The sequence below is a fragment of the Exiguobacterium sp. s5 genome (assembly GCF_018618075.1).
Taxonomy (GTDB): domain Bacteria; phylum Bacillota; class Bacilli; order Exiguobacteriales; family Exiguobacteriaceae; genus Exiguobacterium; species Exiguobacterium mexicanum_A.
Genome location: NZ_JACSLK010000007.1, coordinates 56,276 through 73,750, shown reverse-complemented (window position 1 = coordinate 73,750; position 17,475 = coordinate 56,276). Strand labels below are relative to the sequence as shown.

Below are 17,475 nucleotides of genomic sequence, written 5' to 3'. Positions count from 1 at the left end.
TTGATGCCTCCGACGAGAATCGAACTCGTGCTGCAGCATTACCATTTCTATTTTGGTTTTTCGTGGAAGTTGAATCATGTTGAGAATCGCGCCACACCACGCATGTGGTTACGCGAATTTGTAAGATTATGGTGAAATAAACTGTGAATTCGCCTGTGCATGGGCGGTAAGTGTGCACGATGTTGTGCACAAAAACGGAAACTTATCCGTTTAATAATTTCACTTTCTGGGCATCAAATTCATCTTGCGATAAAACACCCGCATCGAGCAATTGCTTGAGTTTCAATAGTTCGTCTGCAGCGCTGATCGAAGTGGCAGTGACAGTTTGTGTATTCGGTTGAGCTAATAAATCTTCAACGTGGTCGCGAAGTCTCAAAGCCATCTCGTACTCAGGTTTTGCAAACAAAATAGAGTTCTCGTCCTTTACTGCGTCTTTAACCCCTGAAGTGTCCTTGCTACCCGAGAAAATGAATTGGATGTAACCAGTCGTAAGTCCCGGCTTTTTTACTTGTACCCCAGATAGCGAACTGATGCGAATGTTCTTGTCGCCACCACCGTTGTTCAACCGGTTCATAATTCCGCGACGTGAAATCTTGATAAAGCCATTCTCTACTGTCACTGTCGTTTTTCCGTTCGACTTAAAATCAAAAATGTTATTCATTTTAATTCCTCCTTATGATTCACCACGAACAGTATACCATCTTATATATATATACCCATAAATGTTAAATAAAGTTTCAAATTGTTTGTTCGACACTAATTATTCGATTGTCGAAATAATAATCTTGTTGAAATTGGGAATATAGTTGAAAATTTGTTAGGTATCACTCATACTAAAGTCATACAAAAACAGAACGTGCGTTCGTAGTTGGAGGGATTTCTTTGCAGGATATTAAAATGCCAGAAAAGATTGCAGTCGTGTCCGGGAAAGCCGTCAAAGATGTCATCGGTTGGTTCTGGGATGATCAACAACAAGTCATGTTCATTTACACCCAAGAAGAAATCACCCATAGAATCACCAAAAAAGAGCCGACCACTTCCGTGTAAGGCTCTTTATTTCATTGATCATTCTCTTTTTGCGCTTCTTTTTCAAGTTGGTTAAGTCGATATTGATCACGAGCGAACTTCAATAACGCCTCAAATCTCTCCTGGGACAATTCGTCCAATTTGTCAGGAGCGAACATATCTCCTCCTATTAAGTGATATTCTTTTAATTGATCAATATATTCCGAGTGAGTAATGAACGGATCTTCGACTCTCCCCATATAGTAGTCTGCAGTTCCGCCTAACAGTTCGAGAATTGCAGCAAACATCTCAGAGTCCACAGGCTTCTTATTGTTTTCAATACGAGAGAGTGTACTCTTGTTCGTCCCTAACTTCTCTGCGCAAGCATCTAAACTCATATGCTTCCTTACCCGCATCGCTTTCAAGCGGTCCCCACGAAAACCCTTGTACATATCCATGACCAACTCCATCTTAGTATTCTCCCTTCTATCATATACTTTTTTCCGAATTAGAAAAATATTTTCTCTAAAATAGAGAATTAGTGTTGACTTTCTCTAAAATAGAAACTATTATGAATGTACAAAGGTTGCTAAAACAGCAACAAGGAGGTAAATTGCATGCTTCAATACGCCGAACCGAAAGTTGATTTGAACAAGGTGAAGCAGATTCGCAGACAACGTCGCATCACATTAGACATGGCAGCTCGGCACTTGGGTTTTCGTACGGCTTCACCGCTTTCTAAGCGCGAAAACGGGCTTCATCAATTCCGCGGAGACGAATTGTTCAAATTGGCTGCACTCTATGAGTGCGAGGTCACGGATTTCCTATGAACTAGGGTTGCTAAAACAGCAACACTCAATCATTAATTACCCGTTTTAGAAGTAAATCATACAAGGAGTGAAATCGAATGAATGAATTTAAGACACCAACGTTTCAAATTATGGAAGTCGCCAGTCGTAAAAATGAACTTCGCGTGATCCATACCGAGGAAGTCCTTGGTCGCGAAATCGACATTTACGGTAGCGAAGAACAGCCTTTGTTCCTTGCAAAAGATGTAGCGGAATGGATTGAACATTCTGCTGTCCACATGATGGTGAAATCGGTAGACGAGGATGAAAAGGTTCGAAGCATAGTTTCGACCCCTGGGGGAGCTCAGGAAGTTTGGTTCTTAACAGAGGACGGTCTTTACGAAGTGTTCTTCCAATCGAGAAAGCCGATTGCCAAACAAATGAAAAAGGTCGTCAAGCATATCCTTCTTGAAATTCGAAAAACTGGACGCTTTCAGGTACCGAGCAAAGTGAATGACTCGTTGCCACAATTGTTCCGAGGTGTTGCAGATCTCATCGAAAAGACAGAAGACATCGAACAAGATGTAAAAGTTCTTAAAGGTGAGATGCGCCTCAGCTCAAGGGACGAGCGGACGCTCGACAAGTCCATCAACAAACGCGTCGTCGAATCGCTTGGAGGGAAACGTTCGCGTGCTTATCGCGACGCCTCGGTTCGTCAAACGGTTTTCTCTCAGTTTTGGAAAGAATACAAGGACTATTTCGGCATCGCGCTCAAAGGAGACCTTCCAAGAGTCAAGTTACAACAAGCAAACGTCTTTATCCGAGAGTGGACACCAAACACCGAAAACCGCATGGTCATCCATCAATTAAACGACCAGATTGAGTTAAACCTCGATTGAAAGGAGGGGTTTTATGTTTGACACGCAAGCACTATCGCTACTCGTCGAGGACGCTGTCGCCAAGGTCATGGAAAAGTACGCCAAACCGAACCGTGAGTACATGACCATCAACGAAGTGTGCGAGGCGCTCCACATGAGCCGATGGACGGTCGACAAGCACCTTCGCTTGAATAACCTTCCTCACATCAAGATTGACGGACGTGTTCTTATCGAGCGGTCGGCACTCTACGAATGGCTCGACCAACACGAAAAATAACAGAAAAAACGAACGAGGTAGAAACCCCGTCCGCTCTTGATTCGACACCTTGAGTATACCACGGATCACCTCGGGATAGGAGAAAGACATGCTCACCGACAAACAACTCGACGCGTTCTTCGAAGGCTTACTTTACGCCGGTATCGCTGCCTTCGTCACGACGATGATTTTTAACCAATCCAAGTACTGGCTCATCGGAGCGGGCATCACGCTAGCCATATCCGGCATCGCTGCCACACTCTCATATCTCAGCAAGGAGGAAACACCATGACACCTTACGACAAAATCAACGCGCTCACCGACATCCAAGGTGACATCGCCGACATCCGCGAGAAGATCATGCGCCTCGGCAACCTCAACGCCAACATCGACACGCCACTCTATGAAGCCATCTACGCCATCGACCAAGCGCTCGAATGGCAGCAAGTCCTCGCCCAGGACGAGCCGAAGAGTGACCTCGAACTCGGGCTCGAACGCCTCGCCAAGAAGCAGAAAATGACGAAGGTCGAAGCGATCGACTACGCCAAACGATTGGCTGACATGCAGGGAGGTGCGGCCGTATGAACATGAAAGTCCAGATGACAGCCATCCCAATCGCCGACACGAAAGACATGAGCCGCGAAGATTGGCTCGAACTTCGTCGCAATGGCATCGGCGGCTCGGACATCGCAGGCATCCTCGGATTGAACAAGTACAAATCTCCGATGGGTGTGTACCTCGATAAAGTGGGCGAGTCGCCGCATGAAGACGAGACGAGCGAGGCCGCTTATTGGGGAAACATGCTCGAGGAAGTGGTGGCTCAAGAGTTCGGCACACGAACCGGCCTAGAGGTCGGCAACGACACACGGATGCTCAGTCATCCCGATTACCCGTATCTCATCGCCAACCTCGACCGAATCGTTATCGGAAAACCCGAAATCATCGAGTGCAAGACCTCATCGGCATATCGGGCCAAGGAGTGGGAAGGCGAGCACGTCCCGATGGAATACCTCATCCAAGTGATGCACTATCTGGCCGTCACCGGATATGAGCGGGCGCATATCGCGGTCCTCATCGGTGGCCAACGTTTCATCCACAAGACCGTCGAGCGAGACGACGAGCTCATCGAACTGATGATCGACGCCGCCGCTAGCTTTTGGAACAACCACGTGCTCCCGAAAGTGCCACCGCCGTTCGATGGTTCGAACGCCTCGGTCACGCTGATCGGCGCCATGTTCCCACAGGCCGAGAACGAATCGGAGACGGAGTTGCCGGACGAGGCGGAGACGCTCATCAAGCAATATCACGAAGCGAGCGAACGGATGGACGCCGCCAAGACGGACAAACTCGACGCCGAGAACAAGCTCAAGGCGCTCATCGGTAACGCCGAGATTGGACTTGGGCGAAACCACATCGTCGAATGGAAGAACGTCAAGGCGCGCGAGACGGTCGATGCGCGTCAACTATTGCTCGATCATCCCGATATCGTCGAGAAATATCGCAAGGTCGGCAACCCGACACGTCGCTTTTCAATCAAGGAAGTCAAATAAGGAGGATTCATCATGGCCAACACAACAGATGCGAAAGCCGCACTCGCCAACCGGACGCAACAACAGGCACAGACCCCTGCACTGACGCCGGAGAAAGGACTCGAACGGATGCTCGCCGCAAACTATAAGGCGATCCAGTCGCTCGTCCCGAAACACGTCACACCTGAACGGCTCACGCGCCTCGGATTGAACGCTGCGAGCCGAAACCCGAAACTGTTCGAATGTGAGCCGATGACGCTCGTCGGGGCCATCGTCAACTGTGCAGCACTCGGCGTCGAACCGAACCTCATCGGACACGCCTACATCCTCCCTTTCTGGAACGGAAAGACGAAGCGGATGGAGGCACAGTTCCAACTGGGTTTCAAAGGAGCCATCGACCTCGCCCGCCGCTCGGGTGAGCTCAAACAGCTCTATGCACATGAAGTGTACGAAGGAGACGATTTCCATTACTCGTACGGTCTGAACAAAGACCTTCACCACGTGCCGAACGGCGAAGACGACCCGGACAAGGTCACTCATTTCTACGCGGTGTATCACTTGAAGGATGGCGGTTCAGATTTTGTTGTCATGAGTCGCAACCAGGTCGAGAAACACCGGGACCGCTTCACGAAATCGAAGGACAAATCGGGCAACGTGTTCGGTCCTTGGAAGGACCACTTCATCGAGATGTCGCGCAAGACGGTCATCCTCAAGCTACTAAAGACCGCGCCGTTGTCAATCGAACGCGAGGACGGGCACTTGCAGCCAGTCGGAGAACTCATCGCCGCCGACAACAGTGTCTCGACCATCCGTCAATCCTCGGTCACACAGGAGGGCGTCATCGACAGTTCGTATGTCGACACGAAAAATGATGCAGAAGTCGGTCCGGAGATCATCGAGGCATATCAAGAGATGCCGTTCGAGGTGAACGGACAATGAACCTATACGAAGAGCAAGAATCCATCGAGGTCGAGGAGCCCGTCGAGTTCGCCACACAGGCCGACGAGCATTTCATGAACTGGGATCAAGAACAAGCCTATATAAAGGCGTGTACCGAGAAAGTGAACGTCATTTACGCCCACAAGGCAGTAGTAAAACGAAACCTAGCAGGAGGACAACACACATGATCAACCGCGTCGTATTAGTCGGTCGCCTCACACGCGACCCGGAAATGAAGTATACCCAGTCAGGCATCGCCGTCACACGGTTCACCCTTGCTTGTGACCGTCCTTTTACAGGACAAGACGGCAAGAAAGAGGCAGACTTTATCGACTGCGTCGTCTGGCGCAAACAGGCCGAGAACGTCGCCCAGTATTTGAAGAAGGGTCACATGGCCGGCGTCGACGGTCGCCTGCAAATCAGCAGCTATGAAGGACAGGACGGACAGCGTCGTTATCGGGCCGAGGTCGTCGCCGACAGCGTCCGCTTCCTTGAACCGAAAGGACAAAGTGGGCAATCGCAACAGTCATCGAGCGGATGGGACGCATCGACCGAGCGGAAATCCGAAACGCCTCAGTCAAACTTCACGAGCGACCCGTTCTCAGCGGGTGGAAAAATCGACCTGTCAGATGACGATTTACCGTTCTAGGAGGTTAGCGCATGGGAAACGAACGAATTCACCGCGTCCTCAAGGAAAACAACTTCGTCATGTTGGACAAAGGGTTCCTCGCCAACACGAACCTTTCCTTGAAAGCGAAGGGGCTGCTCGCTTATGTGCTCAGCCTACCAGACGACTGGATCATCTACACCGAGGAAATCACGAAGCACCACAAGGACGGCAAAGCCGCCGTCCTCAGTGCTTTCAAGGAGCTCGAGGAACAGGGTCACGTCAAACGAGAACGTGTGCGTGACACGAACGGTCAGTTGAAAGGGTACAAAACGACCGTCTATGAGACACCGCTCACCGAAAACCGATTATCCGAAGTCGGAAAAACCGAAGTCGGAAAAACCGAAGTCGGAAAATCGAGCACTACTAAGAATTATAGTACTAAGAATGATTTTACTAAGAATGACTTAACTAAAGTATCTACTACTACTGGCGTGAATGAATTTCAGCAGTTAGCAGATATTTATACGAGCAAGATCAACCAAAACCTTCAAGCCGTCCACGAGTTCTTAGAAGACGACCTCAACGAGTTTGGACTCGACTTATTGACCGAGGCGATCAATGAGGCAGCACTAGCAAACATTCGGAATTACAAGTATGTTCGGGCCATCCTCAGTGGCTGGAAAGACCGAGGGGTCACCACCTTGCAAGGTGTCATCCAAGACCGCGCCGACTTCGAAGAGAAGAAGCAATCGCAACAGAAACGCAAGTCGTGGTCGCCGACGAAAGAGACGGCCATGAAGAATACTCCGGAATGGCTCGAGAAGGATGCCGAGGAACAACGCGCCTACGAACAACGGAAACGTGATGAGCTCGCCGCGAGCGTCCCGGACGACAAAGAGCTCGAGAAGCTGCTCGCCGAGATGCGAGGTGGCGCATGAACAAGCTCGAGATTGAACCGCATATCGTCCGCGCGTTCGGCAAGGAGTACATGACGAGCACGGACCGGGTCGAGGACATCGCCAAGCGTCACCACGTCTGTCGGGAGACGATTTACAGGTATGCCAAGAAGCATGGGTGGGTCCGCCCCACTCATGTCTATCCTGGCAACGGCATCGAAGCCAAGGTCATCCCGTTCCCCGACCTCTACCGCGCGTACTACGTCGAGGTGTTGTCGATGAAGGAAATCGCTCAGCGGTTCCGCTGCCATGAACGCGTCGTGAAGCGCTCGATGGAACGGCACGAACTGAAACAAATGCCGAAGAGTGAGCGGCACCAGATGAAACGGCAATTCGAACGGACAAAAGGAGGACGCTGACATGCACTACGAACGCACAGACGGTTCGACACGTTATCTACTCTTTCCCGACAGGCTGACGCTCCACGTCATCGAACACAATCGTCTAACGGACATACAAGACGTCACGGAGGATGAAGTGATCGCCTTGCTAGACACGAACGAATGGGTTAAGCGATGATGCCGGCCGCCCCGAAACCGCAGACCTCCATCCGCTTCCGCGGCACGAAAGATGTGTGGCTGACGCGGACGGAGGGCGAGACGCGGATCACCTTGTACGACCGCATGAACCAAGGACAACTCCAATCTCACTTAAAACATGGCTGGGAGGTCAATCGGAAATGGACAAACGTTTGAAGCGCACATTCCTCAGTTGGCACGCGCAAGGGTTATCAGCAAGCGACATCACGCAACGACATAATACGAACCCACAGACACACCACCCCGTCCAGACCATGGAGGTCGCGGACGTACTTAAGGAGATGGGCGCGAAGGACCCACATCATCGCATCCCGCAGAAGCCGGAGATTCAGCCGGACATGCCGAAGCGCTTCATCCCGACGACAAGCGTCACAAAACGCGAGAAATTGACGTACAAGCCGCCGACGCTCGCCCAGAAGGAGTTCCACAACATCGCCTGCGGCTTCTCGGTGGACGGACGCAAGTTGCTCAAGTCCCCGAGCCGGCACGCCCTCGAGCGCCAGATCGTCGAGCACCTCGAGCGTGGCTTTGTCCAACTCGGCAACATCACCTCAGACTTTGACTTTGACGGCACGATGTTCTTCGCCGTCGTGAAGAAAGGAGACTTCTCTTGATCGACACGAACCTGAAACCGAAGCAACGACAATGTGAGAAGTTGCTCCGGGCTTACTACACGCTACCGCTCACGATTGAACGGATGCGGATGAGCGCAGAAATTGCCACCACGGCATCGTACGCCGTACGGGAAGGGCAGAGCCACGCGGCTCCGTCCTCGCCCGTGGAGGCCCTTGCCATCAAGCGAGACGAGATACGCCTCAAAGAGAAGGAATACGAGTTGCTCGACCGACTCCGCGACACGTTGCACGCTGACCTCATCGACATTTGGGAGATGCGCTACAACCCACGGTATCGCTACAACAACAAGCAGACGATTCTGCAGCTTCACATGGACCGCAAGACGTATTACCGACTACTGCCGCAACTCTTCGGTCACATCGCCGACGTGTTCGGACTCTGGGAGGATGGGCAAGATGATTGAACCCGAAGACTTGGGCACCCTCGTCGCCGAGAAGGACATCCCGCTCGCGACACAATTAAACCTCATCAAGCGGCGGACGGAGCGCGGCATGACCCCGAGCCAGATCGCTCGGCTCATGGATTTGAAAGCGAATGACGTCAAAGCACTCGTCAAGACGAACGGTTGGACACCGAAGAGAGAGATCACCGAGGCTCCGGCACAAGGACGTCCGCCACGACCGGCGGAGAAGACGAAGGTCCGGACGGAAGAGTTAAAACGGCTTGCCAAGGAAGGCTACAGCCGCAAAGACATCGCCGTCCTGCTCGGTATCGACCGCGGCTACGTCGACACGCTCTGTCGTCGCTACAGCATCCGCACCGTGAGCCAACGTGAACGGGTCGAACGGTTGTATGGGAAAGGATGGAGCCAACAGGCCATCGCCGACGAGCTCGGGGTGAGCCGCCAGCGCATCAGCGAGATGATTAAACAATACGGCTACGAGAAAGGAGCGAAACCGTGACATGGCGCGGACAGGAAGACCTCAAGAAGATTACCAGTTCACGAAGCGCGATTACGCCAAGATTCAACGCTGGCTCGACAAAGGAAAGTCGCCCGAAGACATCGCCCTCCATTACGGCGTGATCCTTAAGACCTTGTACACCAGGTTGAACCGGGCGGGCATCAAAGTGCCGGAATCACACTGGCGCAAACGTCTGAGTGAGAAGAACATGATTGTGATGTCCCGTGAGCAAGTCAAGGAAATGAAAGAAATGTACGAAGCCGGAGCCTCGTTCAAAGCGATCGGCAACAAGTTCTGCATCTCGCCACCGACAGCAAAGCGGATCCTGCAAGACGCCGGAGTCGAGTTCCTGCCGCCCGGACAACGCTCGGGTGCTGCCAGACGGGTCAAGATCCCGGTGGGCCGTCTATATACACTCTATGTCGAGCGGGGTATGTCGCAAGGACAGGTCGCGAAGGTACTTGGACGCTCGAGAAACGCAGTGCGCCGTGAATTGAATCGTCACGGATGGATACGGAACAAGGAGGAGACGACATGACCAATACATTGAACTTGCCGATCCGCATCGACGTGGTGCAAAAGCAATACAAGAACGGTATGCAACTCGGTGAACTGGCGCGGCTGTATGACGTAAGCGAGGAGACACTTCGTCCGCTCGTCACTGACCTAGTTCAAAAGAAACGAAAAGTGTCCCACGAAGAGTTCCACTACAGCCGGCTCACTAAAGAAGAACTCATCGAAGCACTTGAGAAGAAGCCGACCGCTTTTGCATTCAAACGGTCGACGGGTATCCCTTCGGACAAAGCGATGTGGGATCTGTTAGAACGTCACGGGCTTTCGCACTTGATGAAGACGGAGGAACAACTAAGGGTCGAGAAGTACGAACGGATCATCAAGATGCTCGAAGACGGTCTGACGCATAAAGAGGCCGCGGCACGCGCCAAAGTGTCACTGTTCGTCGTCCAGTCCGCGGTCAAATACTCTGGCCGAGACGACTTGACTACACGGCAGCATGTATCACCGGAAGAATACAGGAAACTCGCTGAACAAATTGTGCAGATGGTCGACACGATGACGAATAAAGAAATCATGGAGACGCTCGGCATCACGCAGAATCAACTTAGCAAAGTGCGGAAAGACTACGGTATCAAACCTGCGAAACGAGATCGCACGAACAACTTCAACCGTTTGATCCGCAATGACAAACCAAAACCAACCCGACCGAAGGAGAAATCAAACGTGTCAAAAACTAAAGCTGAGTCGACGGACTTTCAAGAGCTCTCCGACCGTATAAAACGCCTCTTCGACATCGGAATGACCACCTCGGAGGTCATCGAGGAGACGGGCATCAGTCGTGGAACCTATTACCGCGTCAAAGAAGCACATGGCAAAGAGTGGACCATCGTTGACGGGCGCAAGGAACGTCGTAAACAACCGAAGACGCCACAGCCAGTCACCCCAGAAGAAGCCAAGGAGGAACCGACCATGCCAGACGTGACGACAGCAAGCCTAGAAAGCGCCGTTACGGCATTCAAAGCCGAGGAAGTATCTGAGGTAATTGGACAAGTGCAAGCCCATCAGGAACGTACGAAGCGCATTGAGAAGCGCGTTATGAATCGCGACAAGGCGGTGTGGGGTGACTACCTCAGTGCCCGCAGCGAAGAAATCGAGGATGTGACGCATAACGTCGAGGTCGTCGTCGAGAACGGCAAGCTGATCGAACGCACGACAATCAGCTACACCTTGGAACGGGAGTTGAGCAAATGACGACATTGACACTCATCTTCGGCGCGTGGGCGCTGTACCTGTTGGGGTATGCAGTCGGCAAGGCGCGAGGCTACGAGGACGGCATGATGCGGAGTTGGCGCATCCACGAGGTGACGATTAAGGACGCGGCAGAGGCGTACGCAAAAGTGAGGGATACGGAATGACCACAAGCGTCAAGAATCGGGGCAAGGACCTCGAGCAACTCGTCATCCAGTCGAACCACGTCTATCGGATGCGGCAGGAGGCATTGATCCACCAGGCGCACGCCGAGGTCAAGACGATTAAAGGGATGCGCCCGTTCTACAAATCAAAAGCCGGACTCGACTTCTACGGCATCGCAGACGGGAATTACATCACGTTCGATACAAAACAGACTGCAAGCAAGACGAGTTACCCACTCAAGAACATCGAGCACCATCAATACAACACGGTCGTGGAGACGGACAAGGCGGGCGGTATCGCCTTCCTGCTCGTCCGCTTCTCCTACTGGGGCGAGACGTACTACCTGAGCGCGGAACAGCTACGGTATTGGTGGACGCAGCAGGAACGCAAGAGTATCCCCTACGCGTGGTTTCAGGACAACTGCCGCGTGGTCAAGAGTCAGAGCGCAGCGGCGCTCGATTGGTTGAGCGTGGTACGGGAGGAACTGGGCGATGATTGAATGGACGAAAAAGAGCTTGGTGACACGACCCATCAAGCTCCACTAAGCGAGGAGGACGAGACAATGATTTTATCAGAGCAGACGTTTATCGAGTTAGCAGGCAAGCAGGAAGTATTGGACGTGAAGATTAAGGCGGCGAAGGGAATCACGGAACTACATTATCGCAAGGTCGAACTATACTATCGGGTCGAACTTGGCGAATGTATCAATGAGATGAAAGGAGACTTCAAGCACTGGAGCGACAAACCGATGCGGCGAGTCGAATTCATGGAAGAGTTCGTCGATGCGTTGCACTTCTTCTTGAGTTATATCAACCACTACAGCGAGAGCAGACCACTCGCGAATTTGACTGTGGAAGATGCTTATTACGAGTTAGGGGAAAACTACAATCGTTATCAGGATTACATCAAGTGGAATAAAGATGCGGAGTATTGGGATATCGCTCTCGATGCCATCGTCGCTAAAGAGATATTTAGATCGTTCGCTACTCTAGTTTACCTGGTTGAGAAATATGATTACACCGAGCAAGACATTATCGACGCTTACAACAAGAAGAACGCCGTGAACCACGACCGAAGTGACTCGGGGGTGTACTGATGCAACTGGACACGCAAGCGACACTCAACGTCTTGATCGAGCGCAACCGACGCATCGCGGGGTACGAGCACAACTGCGACTGCGGACGAGCGGTGACCGTGGAGCAGACGGACCTCTTCGGTGGGAGCAAGGGCTATTGCCAGGCGTGCTATGACGAGTTGGGAGGGGACGGGGAGTGAATAAGAAGCGACGGGCGATCTACGAGAAGTCAAACGGACACTGTTGGTACTGCGGGTGCAAGTTGGGCGATAAAGGATGGCACGCTGACCACTTTGAACCGATTCGACGCAACAGAGACGGTACTTGCTGCTTCCCAGAACGGGACACTGAAGAGAATAAGGTGCCCGCATGTGCTTCGTGCAACAACATGAAGGGTTCGTACGATCTGGAAGTATTCCGGAACATAGTGAAAGAGTTCATCACCACCTTGAATAAGTATAGTACGCAATATAAAATCGCGAAGCGCTATGGGCTCATTGAAGAGAAACCGAGAGAAGTGGTGTTTTGGTTTGAGTCGAATACGTTAGGAGGGGACGGGGAGTGACGTTCACTGAATGGTACAAACACGAGACAGGTGAGGATTGGCACGACGATTACGCTTGGATTGAAAGCGATAAAGATGTTGACTACGAGGAATACTGCAAGCGCAATGGCATTCAACCAGTGTGGGACGGATAACCGAGGACAAAACGGGAACAAAATGGGAACAAATCGACGCATTAGATGAAGTAGACTGAAAGAGTAGAGGACTCGGAGACGTTCCCACCCACCGACGCCGACCGGACGCTCCGAGTTCTCGCATAGTAAAGACGACAGGCGCCCCTCATCGGGCGTCTTGTATTTTGTCGAATGAAAGTTATCCACAACTTTTCGAAAAAACGGCTAATTTCACACGTGAGACGCCTATATATAATGTCAGGCAAAACTGCGTGGCAAAAATATATAGGAGTGTGATTGTATGGGTCATGCAAAAGAGTTGTTGGCAGATCAGGAACGGAATACAAATCATTTGGAGTGTTGCTTGATTTGTGACGGTGTCTTGCATACGTGGCAGGAACGAGAAGATGCGTTTCACCAGGAGTGCTTCGAGTGGAAACTTGAACAGTTGGATTGAACCACGGCGCCTGCGGGCGTCTTTTTTGTGCCTAGAATACCGCTCGCGTGTCGACATCCCCCCGACTCCCCTTAACGCGCGCGGCCTTGTAGACATAATCGAAAGGAGGCGATGAGATGAATGAGCGCCAGAAACGATTCTGCGATGAATACCTCGTGGATTTAAACGCGACCCAAGCGGCGATACGAGCGGGATATTCTGAAAAGTATGCCGGGCAGAATGCTGACAAGTTACTAAAGAATACTAAAATCAAAGATTACATCGATGCTCGGTTGAAATCGAAGGAACGTTCGCTCATCGCCTCGCAGGATGAAGTCTTACAGGCGTTGACGAGAATCCTTGCTGGTGATGAACGGGGCACCGCTCTCGTCGGTGTCGGCATGGGCGCGCAGGAAGTCTCGCAAGTCCCGCCGACGAACGCCGAAAAGATTCGGGCTGCTGAAATCCTCGGCAAGTATCACAAGTTGTTCACGGACCGCTCCGAGGTCGAAGTGAAAGGGTCGGTGCAGTTCCATGACGACATCGGTTAAACTATCGAGCCTGTTCCCGGAAGCTTTCCATCCGGTGTGGCGGGCGTCGAAAGACCCGAACATCCTCAACGTCGTCTGTAAAGGTGGTCGTGGTTCCGGTAAATCCTCGGACATCGCCCACATCATCGTGCAGCTGCTCATGCGCTACGCCGTCAATGCGGTCGGCATTCGTAAGATTGACAACACGATTGAACTGTCCATCTTCGAACAGATTCGCTGGGCCATCGAAGAGCAACGGGTCAGCCATCTATTCAAGGTGAACAAGAGCCCGATGAAAATCACGTACAAACCGCGCGGGAATTACATGGTGTTCCGCGGTGCGCAGGACCCGAACCGAATCAAGTCGCTCAAGTCGGCAAACTTCCCGTTCGCCTTTGCATGGATCGAGGAGCTTGCCGAGTTCAAAACCGAAGACGAAGTCACGACCATCACCAACTCCCTGTTACGCGGCGAGTTGCCCGATGGTCTTTTCTATAAGTTCTTCTTCTCGTACAACCCGCCCAAACGTAAACAATCATGGGTGAACAAGAAATACGAGAGTGTCATGCAACCGGCCAACACCTTCGTCCATCACTCGACTTACTTAGATAACCCATTCATCTCGAAACAGTTCATCGAGGAAGCGGAAAGCATGAAGGAACGGAAACCGTTCCGCTACCGCTGGGAATACCTTGGCGAACCGATCGGCTCTGGTGTCGTGCCGTTCAACAACCTTACGTTCCGCTCCATCACTGATGACGAGGTCCGTACGTTCGACAATATCCGTCAAGCGCTCGACTTCGGTTATGCGACGGACCCACTCGCATTCGTCCGCCTGCACTATGACAAGACAAGGCGTCGCGTCTATGTGCTTGATGAGCGGTACGGCGTCAAGATCAGTAACCGTGAGATAGCCGAATGGATGCAGTCCAAGGGATACCATCTGGCCGACACGACCGCTGACTCGGCTGAACCCAAATCGATTGACGAGTTGAAGACGCTCGGCGTCAAGCGGATACGCGGCGCCAAGAAAGGACCGGACAGCGTCGAGTATGGCGAGCGGTGGTTGGATGACTTGGAAGAGATCGTCATCGACCCGAGACGGACGCCGAACACGGCCCGAGAGTTCGAGAACATCGACTATCAGACCGATCGTGACGGCAACCCGAAGCCGAGGCTCGAGGACAAGGACAATCACAGCATCGACGCAATCCGCTACGCGTTAGAAGCCGACATGAAGGCTAGAACGTTCGTCGTCGGCAAATCCATCACACGATAAGGAGGTGGTCGAGTGGACTACCAATACGAGTTAGACGCCATCCGGAAGGACGGCATCACGACAGATATCATCAAGCGGCTCATCGAGAAACACGAGGGCCGCGCCGTCGAAATGAAACGACTCTACGAGCGGTACATGCAAAAGAGCGTGCCAATCCAGTCGCGAGACTTGGATGACCCGATGAAAGTGAACAACAAAATCGCCAATGACTTCATGGGTGAAATCGTCGATACGAAAGTCGGGTTCTTCGCTGGGGTGCCGGTCACGTACAACTACGAAGAGGACACGCCGATCGTGAATGACGCCATGCAAGCGTTCATCAACCGCAACCGCGTGGCCGACCTCGACGCCGAGGTGACGAAGTGGGCCGCTATCACCGGATATGGGGCACGGCTGCTCTATCTCGACTTGGATGGAGAACCACGGGCCGTGAACGTGCCGCCGTGGGAGGTCATCTTCCTTGGCGATTTGGGTATCGATGAGCCTGAATATGCACTCCGTTACTATACATTCGAGACGGCAGACAAACCGAAAGTGCGGGCCGAGTTCTACGACGGCACATCTTACGCCACGCTCGAAGGCGAGGATGCGAAGTCGCTCAAACCGCTCGACGGGGTACGTGATCATGGTTTCGAGAAGTGTCCGCTGTTCGGATTCATGAACAACGAGGAATTGCTAGGGGACGCGGTCAAGGTCCTCGATGTCATCGATGCGTATGACCGAACGCTCTCAGACGTCAACAGCGAGATTGAGGCGTTCCGCTCCGCTTACCTTGCACTCTATGGCGTCATTCCGCCGAGTGAAGGTGAAGATGAATCGTTCGCCACGGCCGGCACGCTCTACCTGAGCGAAGGGCAGGACGCGAAGTTCGTCACCAAGGTCATCCAAGACGCAGCGGTCGAGAATCACTTGAACCGTCTGCACGAGAACATCTATCGATTGAGCGGGACGCCCGACCTCACGAGTGAAGGCTTCGCGTCGCAGTCCTCAGGTATCGCCATTCGCTTGAAGATGACGGCGCTTGAGAACAAGACAGCGACGTTTGAGCGCAAGTTTAAGTCGGCGACATTGCGGATGTGGGAAGTCCTTGCGGACTACTACCGACTGAAGCGCATCGAGATTGACCCGTACAAGATTGAAATGAAGTTCACGCGGAATCTGCCGATTGACCACCTCTATGAAGCGCAAGTGCAAGCGGCTCTACAAGGACGGGTGCCGAACGTGTACCGCTTCGGTCTCTTGAGCGGTGACCACAACCCGAGTCAGATGGTGCTCGATTATGAAGAGGAGATGGCGGGCACGATGCCGCTCGATACCACGCTGGTGGATGAGTTGCCATGACGTGGGAACGCTTATTCGACCTGTTGTACGAAATCATGACCCGAAAAGAGAAGGACGCGCTGCGGAACATCCGGCGTGAATACGAGAAGGTGGCCCGAACGCTCACGAGCGAACTCGGTGCCATCTTTTCCCGTTTAGAGGACGGCAAGCTGTCAATGCAAGACATTCGGACGGTCCGTCGTCTGCAACGCCTAGAGCAACGACTGACGGCTTCGGCGGAACGGTTAGGCAAGTACAACCGGAACGTCATCGGGAAGCTACTGGACGAATCCTATGAGTTGTCATACGGCATGCTCGCCTATGCGCTCGACATGGCGGTGGAGCGGACGCTTGAAGGCAAGTCACCGGGCTTGCCGGAACTGTTGGCTCTGAATGACGAGAACGGCATCGAGAAGCTACGGCTCACGCAGTCGCTCGAGAAATCACGGGAGAAGGTGACGAAGGGCATCCAACAAGCGATTCAACAGGGATTGACCGACGGGGCGACATTCCAACAGACCGCGTCGTCCGTTCAGCGGGTCTTTGAGATGGATTACAACCGCGCCGTCACGATCACCGAGACCGAAGTCCATCGCATCCGTGAGAAAGGGACGAACGACAAGGCACAGGATGCACTCCGGCAAGGCATTGTCATGAAGAAACAATGGAACAACGTCGGGGATGAGCGGGTGCGCCGCTCGAACAAAGCGAACCACCGTGTGCTTCAGGGACAGGAACGCGACTTGAAAGAACCGTTTGACCTCGGTTTCGGCATCACTGCTCAATACCCCGGCAGTAGCGGCACCGCCCAGAACGACATCCGTTGCCGCTGTTTCGCTTCTTATGAAGTTGAGGGCGTCCGTGAGTTAAGTATCGCGGATAACGAACGGGCGTTGTTACGAGATTACGAAGCGTGGAGGTCAGAGTGAAATGAAAAGACTGAATAAGCCAACGCAAGATACCCCGACGCAAATCATCAAGTCTTTCGTCGAAGAACATATCAAGACCGCTCAAAACATTGTCATCATCTGGGATGACGGCGAGAAAACGTACATGGACCACAGCGACATGACGAACAAGGATTTATTCTTCCTAGTTGGTGCAGCTGACGCTCAGATGAAGAAAGCATTCATGGAAGACTAACAATAATCTTGCGGGTCGCCCGCTCGTAACGCATGACGGGACGGGGA

The 17,475-nt window shown here is 52.4% G+C and carries 33 protein-coding genes; 31 read left to right on the top strand and 2 right to left on the bottom strand.

The window, feature by feature from the left end; genetic code table 11:
* Positions 1-202: 202 nt before the first annotated feature.
* On the bottom strand, positions 203-661 hold the full coding sequence (locus KNP60_RS13625; protein WP_214797719.1) for a DUF4429 domain-containing protein: 459 nt from the start codon (positions 659-661) through the stop codon (positions 203-205).
* Between the two features lie 221 nt (positions 662-882).
* Here KNP60_RS13625 and KNP60_RS13620 point away from each other — a divergent pair, with 221 nt between their 5' ends.
* On the top strand, positions 883-1,047 hold the full coding sequence (locus KNP60_RS13620) for a hypothetical protein (protein WP_214797718.1): 165 nt from the start codon (positions 883-885) through the stop codon (positions 1,045-1,047).
* Positions 1,048-1,058: 11 nt separating this feature from the next.
* Here the strand turns inward: KNP60_RS13620 and KNP60_RS13615 are convergent, their stop codons facing one another.
* Positions 1,059-1,475: a helix-turn-helix domain-containing protein gene (locus KNP60_RS13615; protein WP_214797717.1), complete on the bottom strand. Its 417-nt coding sequence runs from the start codon at positions 1,473-1,475 to the stop codon at positions 1,059-1,061.
* A gap of 147 nt (positions 1,476-1,622) precedes the next feature.
* On the opposite strand from KNP60_RS13615, the gene KNP60_RS13610 reads away from it, so the two are divergent.
* The 30 genes from KNP60_RS13610 to KNP60_RS13465 all read left to right on the top strand — a co-directional run bounded on the left by KNP60_RS13610 (position 1,623) and on the right by KNP60_RS13465 (position 17,428).
* A complete protein-coding gene (locus tag KNP60_RS13610) occupies positions 1,623-1,835 on the top strand; it encodes a helix-turn-helix domain-containing protein (RefSeq protein ID WP_214797716.1) in 213 nt (70 codons plus the stop codon).
* Positions 1,836-1,912: 77 nt separating this feature from the next.
* A complete protein-coding gene (locus tag KNP60_RS13605) occupies positions 1,913-2,692 on the top strand; it encodes an ORF6C domain-containing protein (RefSeq protein WP_214797715.1) in 780 nt (259 codons plus the stop codon).
* A gap of 13 nt (positions 2,693-2,705) precedes the next feature.
* Positions 2,706-2,948 (top strand): helix-turn-helix domain-containing protein, encoded by a 243-nt coding sequence (locus KNP60_RS13600; protein ID WP_214797714.1) that lies wholly within the window; start codon positions 2,706-2,708, stop codon positions 2,946-2,948.
* A gap of 88 nt (positions 2,949-3,036) precedes the next feature.
* Positions 3,037-3,219 (top strand): hypothetical protein, encoded by a 183-nt coding sequence (locus tag KNP60_RS13595; RefSeq protein ID WP_214797713.1) that lies wholly within the window; start codon positions 3,037-3,039, stop codon positions 3,217-3,219.
* Positions 3,216-3,512: a hypothetical protein gene (locus tag KNP60_RS13590; protein WP_214797712.1), complete on the top strand. Its 297-nt coding sequence runs from the start codon at positions 3,216-3,218 to the stop codon at positions 3,510-3,512. The genes KNP60_RS13595 and KNP60_RS13590 overlap by 4 nt, the downstream gene beginning before the upstream one ends.
* Positions 3,509-4,477 carry a YqaJ viral recombinase family nuclease gene (locus tag KNP60_RS13585; protein ID WP_251131408.1) on the top strand — a complete coding sequence of 323 codons (969 nt, stop codon included), beginning with the start codon at positions 3,509-3,511 and terminating at the stop codon, positions 4,475-4,477. Before KNP60_RS13590 ends, KNP60_RS13585 begins: the two co-directional genes overlap by 4 nt.
* Before the next feature lie 12 nt (positions 4,478-4,489).
* Entirely contained in the window at positions 4,490-5,395 is a 906-nt protein-coding gene (locus KNP60_RS13580; RefSeq protein ID WP_214797711.1) for a recombinase RecT, read from the top strand.
* Entirely contained in the window at positions 5,392-5,583 is a 192-nt protein-coding gene (locus KNP60_RS13575) for a hypothetical protein (protein WP_214797710.1), read from the top strand. The genes KNP60_RS13580 and KNP60_RS13575 overlap by 4 nt, the downstream gene beginning before the upstream one ends.
* A complete protein-coding gene (gene ssb, locus KNP60_RS13570; RefSeq protein WP_214797709.1) occupies positions 5,580-6,044 on the top strand; it encodes a single-stranded DNA-binding protein in 465 nt (154 codons plus the stop codon). Before KNP60_RS13575 ends, ssb begins: the two co-directional genes overlap by 4 nt.
* A gap of 11 nt (positions 6,045-6,055) precedes the next feature.
* Positions 6,056-6,943 carry a DnaD domain protein gene (locus KNP60_RS13565; protein ID WP_214797708.1) on the top strand — a complete coding sequence of 296 codons (888 nt, stop codon included), beginning with the start codon at positions 6,056-6,058 and terminating at the stop codon, positions 6,941-6,943.
* The gene (locus tag KNP60_RS13560; RefSeq protein WP_214797707.1) at positions 6,940-7,320 is read left to right on the top strand and encodes a hypothetical protein; all 381 of its coding nucleotides are present in this window, start codon (positions 6,940-6,942) and stop codon (positions 7,318-7,320) included. Before KNP60_RS13565 ends, KNP60_RS13560 begins: the two co-directional genes overlap by 4 nt.
* Position 7,321: 1 nt before the next feature.
* A complete protein-coding gene (locus KNP60_RS13555; RefSeq protein ID WP_214797706.1) occupies positions 7,322-7,480 on the top strand; it encodes a hypothetical protein in 159 nt (52 codons plus the stop codon).
* Complete coding sequence (locus KNP60_RS13550; RefSeq protein WP_214797705.1) at positions 7,477-7,656, top strand: hypothetical protein; 180 nt, start codon at positions 7,477-7,479, stop codon at positions 7,654-7,656. The genes KNP60_RS13555 and KNP60_RS13550 overlap by 4 nt, the downstream gene beginning before the upstream one ends.
* Positions 7,641-8,114: a hypothetical protein gene (locus KNP60_RS13545; RefSeq protein WP_214797704.1), complete on the top strand. Its 474-nt coding sequence runs from the start codon at positions 7,641-7,643 to the stop codon at positions 8,112-8,114. The genes KNP60_RS13550 and KNP60_RS13545 overlap by 16 nt, the downstream gene beginning before the upstream one ends.
* Positions 8,111-8,539 carry an ArpU family phage packaging/lysis transcriptional regulator gene (locus tag KNP60_RS13540; protein ID WP_214797703.1) on the top strand — a complete coding sequence of 143 codons (429 nt, stop codon included), beginning with the start codon at positions 8,111-8,113 and terminating at the stop codon, positions 8,537-8,539. Before KNP60_RS13545 ends, KNP60_RS13540 begins: the two co-directional genes overlap by 4 nt.
* Positions 8,532-9,038, top strand: coding sequence for a helix-turn-helix domain-containing protein (locus KNP60_RS13535; RefSeq protein WP_214797702.1), 507 nt, complete (start codon positions 8,532-8,534; stop codon positions 9,036-9,038). The genes KNP60_RS13540 and KNP60_RS13535 overlap by 8 nt, the downstream gene beginning before the upstream one ends.
* 1 nt (position 9,039) lies before the next feature.
* Entirely contained in the window at positions 9,040-9,576 is a 537-nt protein-coding gene (locus KNP60_RS13530) for a hypothetical protein (protein ID WP_214797701.1), read from the top strand.
* The gene (locus KNP60_RS13525; protein WP_214797700.1) at positions 9,573-10,805 is read left to right on the top strand and encodes a helix-turn-helix domain-containing protein; all 1,233 of its coding nucleotides are present in this window, start codon (positions 9,573-9,575) and stop codon (positions 10,803-10,805) included. The genes KNP60_RS13530 and KNP60_RS13525 overlap by 4 nt, the downstream gene beginning before the upstream one ends.
* Positions 10,802-10,969 (top strand): hypothetical protein, encoded by a 168-nt coding sequence (locus tag KNP60_RS13520; RefSeq protein ID WP_214797699.1) that lies wholly within the window; start codon positions 10,802-10,804, stop codon positions 10,967-10,969. The genes KNP60_RS13525 and KNP60_RS13520 overlap by 4 nt, the downstream gene beginning before the upstream one ends.
* Positions 10,966-11,466 (top strand): Holliday junction resolvase RecU, encoded by a 501-nt coding sequence (locus KNP60_RS13515; RefSeq protein ID WP_214797698.1) that lies wholly within the window; start codon positions 10,966-10,968, stop codon positions 11,464-11,466. The genes KNP60_RS13520 and KNP60_RS13515 overlap by 4 nt, the downstream gene beginning before the upstream one ends.
* Positions 11,467-11,529: 63 nt before the next feature.
* Positions 11,530-12,063 (top strand): dUTP diphosphatase, encoded by a 534-nt coding sequence (locus KNP60_RS13510; protein ID WP_214797697.1) that lies wholly within the window; start codon positions 11,530-11,532, stop codon positions 12,061-12,063.
* On the top strand, positions 12,063-12,242 hold the full coding sequence (locus KNP60_RS13505) for a hypothetical protein (protein ID WP_214797696.1): 180 nt from the start codon (positions 12,063-12,065) through the stop codon (positions 12,240-12,242). The genes KNP60_RS13510 and KNP60_RS13505 overlap by 1 nt, the downstream gene beginning before the upstream one ends.
* Positions 12,239-12,607, top strand: coding sequence for an HNH endonuclease (locus KNP60_RS15650; RefSeq protein ID WP_214797695.1), 369 nt, complete (start codon positions 12,239-12,241; stop codon positions 12,605-12,607). The genes KNP60_RS13505 and KNP60_RS15650 overlap by 4 nt, the downstream gene beginning before the upstream one ends.
* Positions 12,604-12,741, top strand: coding sequence for a hypothetical protein (locus KNP60_RS13495; protein ID WP_214797694.1), 138 nt, complete (start codon positions 12,604-12,606; stop codon positions 12,739-12,741). The genes KNP60_RS15650 and KNP60_RS13495 overlap by 4 nt, the downstream gene beginning before the upstream one ends.
* A gap of 280 nt (positions 12,742-13,021) precedes the next feature.
* Positions 13,022-13,177, top strand: a complete 156-nt coding sequence (locus KNP60_RS13490; protein ID WP_214797693.1) for a hypothetical protein — start codon at positions 13,022-13,024, stop codon at positions 13,175-13,177.
* Between the two features lie 116 nt (positions 13,178-13,293).
* Positions 13,294-13,707, top strand: a complete 414-nt coding sequence (locus tag KNP60_RS13485; RefSeq protein WP_214797692.1) for a terminase small subunit — start codon at positions 13,294-13,296, stop codon at positions 13,705-13,707.
* Complete coding sequence (locus KNP60_RS13480; protein ID WP_214797691.1) at positions 13,691-14,965, top strand: PBSX family phage terminase large subunit; 1,275 nt, start codon at positions 13,691-13,693, stop codon at positions 14,963-14,965. The genes KNP60_RS13485 and KNP60_RS13480 overlap by 17 nt, the downstream gene beginning before the upstream one ends.
* Before the next feature lie 12 nt (positions 14,966-14,977).
* The gene (locus KNP60_RS13475; protein ID WP_214797690.1) at positions 14,978-16,306 is read left to right on the top strand and encodes a phage portal protein; all 1,329 of its coding nucleotides are present in this window, start codon (positions 14,978-14,980) and stop codon (positions 16,304-16,306) included.
* Entirely contained in the window at positions 16,303-17,214 is a 912-nt protein-coding gene (locus KNP60_RS13470; RefSeq protein ID WP_214797689.1) for a phage minor head protein, read from the top strand. Before KNP60_RS13475 ends, KNP60_RS13470 begins: the two co-directional genes overlap by 4 nt.
* A 1-nt stretch (position 17,215) precedes the next feature.
* Positions 17,216-17,428, top strand: coding sequence for a hypothetical protein (locus KNP60_RS13465; RefSeq protein ID WP_214797688.1), 213 nt, complete (start codon positions 17,216-17,218; stop codon positions 17,426-17,428).
* The last annotated feature ends 47 nt before the right edge of the window (positions 17,429-17,475 follow it).

What these genes read in the sequence shown, in the direction of transcription:
- KNP60_RS13485 (WP_214797692.1), top strand. Translation starts at nt 13,294, where the DNA reads ATGAATGAGCGCCAGAAACGATTCTGCGATGAATACCTCGTGGATTTA.
- KNP60_RS13565 (WP_214797708.1), top strand. Translation starts at nt 6,056, where the DNA reads ATGGGAAACGAACGAATTCACCGCGTCCTCAAGGAAAACAACTTCGTC.
- KNP60_RS13535 (WP_214797702.1), top strand. Translation starts at nt 8,532, where the DNA reads ATGATTGAACCCGAAGACTTGGGCACCCTCGTCGCCGAGAAGGACATC.
- KNP60_RS13520 (WP_214797699.1), top strand. Translation starts at nt 10,802, where the DNA reads ATGACGACATTGACACTCATCTTCGGCGCGTGGGCGCTGTACCTGTTG.
- KNP60_RS13615 (WP_214797717.1), bottom strand. Translation starts at nt 1,475, where the DNA reads ATGGAGTTGGTCATGGATATGTACAAGGGTTTTCGTGGGGACCGCTTG.
- KNP60_RS13625 (WP_214797719.1), bottom strand. Translation starts at nt 661, where the DNA reads ATGAATAACATTTTTGATTTTAAGTCGAACGGAAAAACGACAGTGACA.
- KNP60_RS13510 (WP_214797697.1), top strand. Translation starts at nt 11,530, where the DNA reads ATGATTTTATCAGAGCAGACGTTTATCGAGTTAGCAGGCAAGCAGGAA.
- KNP60_RS13505 (WP_214797696.1), top strand. Translation starts at nt 12,063, where the DNA reads ATGCAACTGGACACGCAAGCGACACTCAACGTCTTGATCGAGCGCAAC.
- KNP60_RS13610 (WP_214797716.1), top strand. Translation starts at nt 1,623, where the DNA reads ATGCTTCAATACGCCGAACCGAAAGTTGATTTGAACAAGGTGAAGCAG.
- KNP60_RS13530 (WP_214797701.1), top strand. Translation starts at nt 9,040, where the DNA reads ATGGCGCGGACAGGAAGACCTCAAGAAGATTACCAGTTCACGAAGCGC.
- KNP60_RS13555 (WP_214797706.1), top strand. Translation starts at nt 7,322, where the DNA reads ATGCACTACGAACGCACAGACGGTTCGACACGTTATCTACTCTTTCCC.
- KNP60_RS13590 (WP_214797712.1), top strand. Translation starts at nt 3,216, where the DNA reads ATGACACCTTACGACAAAATCAACGCGCTCACCGACATCCAAGGTGAC.
- KNP60_RS13580 (WP_214797711.1), top strand. Translation starts at nt 4,490, where the DNA reads ATGGCCAACACAACAGATGCGAAAGCCGCACTCGCCAACCGGACGCAA.
- KNP60_RS13490 (WP_214797693.1), top strand. Translation starts at nt 13,022, where the DNA reads ATGGGTCATGCAAAAGAGTTGTTGGCAGATCAGGAACGGAATACAAAT.
- KNP60_RS13605 (WP_214797715.1), top strand. Translation starts at nt 1,913, where the DNA reads ATGAATGAATTTAAGACACCAACGTTTCAAATTATGGAAGTCGCCAGT.
- KNP60_RS13465 (WP_214797688.1), top strand. Translation starts at nt 17,216, where the DNA reads ATGAAAAGACTGAATAAGCCAACGCAAGATACCCCGACGCAAATCATC.
- KNP60_RS13480 (WP_214797691.1), top strand. Translation starts at nt 13,691, where the DNA reads ATGACGACATCGGTTAAACTATCGAGCCTGTTCCCGGAAGCTTTCCAT.
- KNP60_RS13595 (WP_214797713.1), top strand. Translation starts at nt 3,037, where the DNA reads ATGCTCACCGACAAACAACTCGACGCGTTCTTCGAAGGCTTACTTTAC.
- KNP60_RS13545 (WP_214797704.1), top strand. Translation starts at nt 7,641, where the DNA reads ATGGACAAACGTTTGAAGCGCACATTCCTCAGTTGGCACGCGCAAGGG.
- KNP60_RS13600 (WP_214797714.1), top strand. Translation starts at nt 2,706, where the DNA reads ATGTTTGACACGCAAGCACTATCGCTACTCGTCGAGGACGCTGTCGCC.
- KNP60_RS13470 (WP_214797689.1), top strand. Translation starts at nt 16,303, where the DNA reads ATGACGTGGGAACGCTTATTCGACCTGTTGTACGAAATCATGACCCGA.
- KNP60_RS13560 (WP_214797707.1), top strand. Translation starts at nt 6,940, where the DNA reads ATGAACAAGCTCGAGATTGAACCGCATATCGTCCGCGCGTTCGGCAAG.
- KNP60_RS13585 (WP_251131408.1), top strand. Translation starts at nt 3,509, where the DNA reads ATGAACATGAAAGTCCAGATGACAGCCATCCCAATCGCCGACACGAAA.
- KNP60_RS13575 (WP_214797710.1), top strand. Translation starts at nt 5,392, where the DNA reads ATGAACCTATACGAAGAGCAAGAATCCATCGAGGTCGAGGAGCCCGTC.
- KNP60_RS13515 (WP_214797698.1), top strand. Translation starts at nt 10,966, where the DNA reads ATGACCACAAGCGTCAAGAATCGGGGCAAGGACCTCGAGCAACTCGTC.
- KNP60_RS13550 (WP_214797705.1), top strand. Translation starts at nt 7,477, where the DNA reads ATGATGCCGGCCGCCCCGAAACCGCAGACCTCCATCCGCTTCCGCGGC.
- KNP60_RS13525 (WP_214797700.1), top strand. Translation starts at nt 9,573, where the DNA reads ATGACCAATACATTGAACTTGCCGATCCGCATCGACGTGGTGCAAAAG.
- ssb (WP_214797709.1), top strand. Translation starts at nt 5,580, where the DNA reads ATGATCAACCGCGTCGTATTAGTCGGTCGCCTCACACGCGACCCGGAA.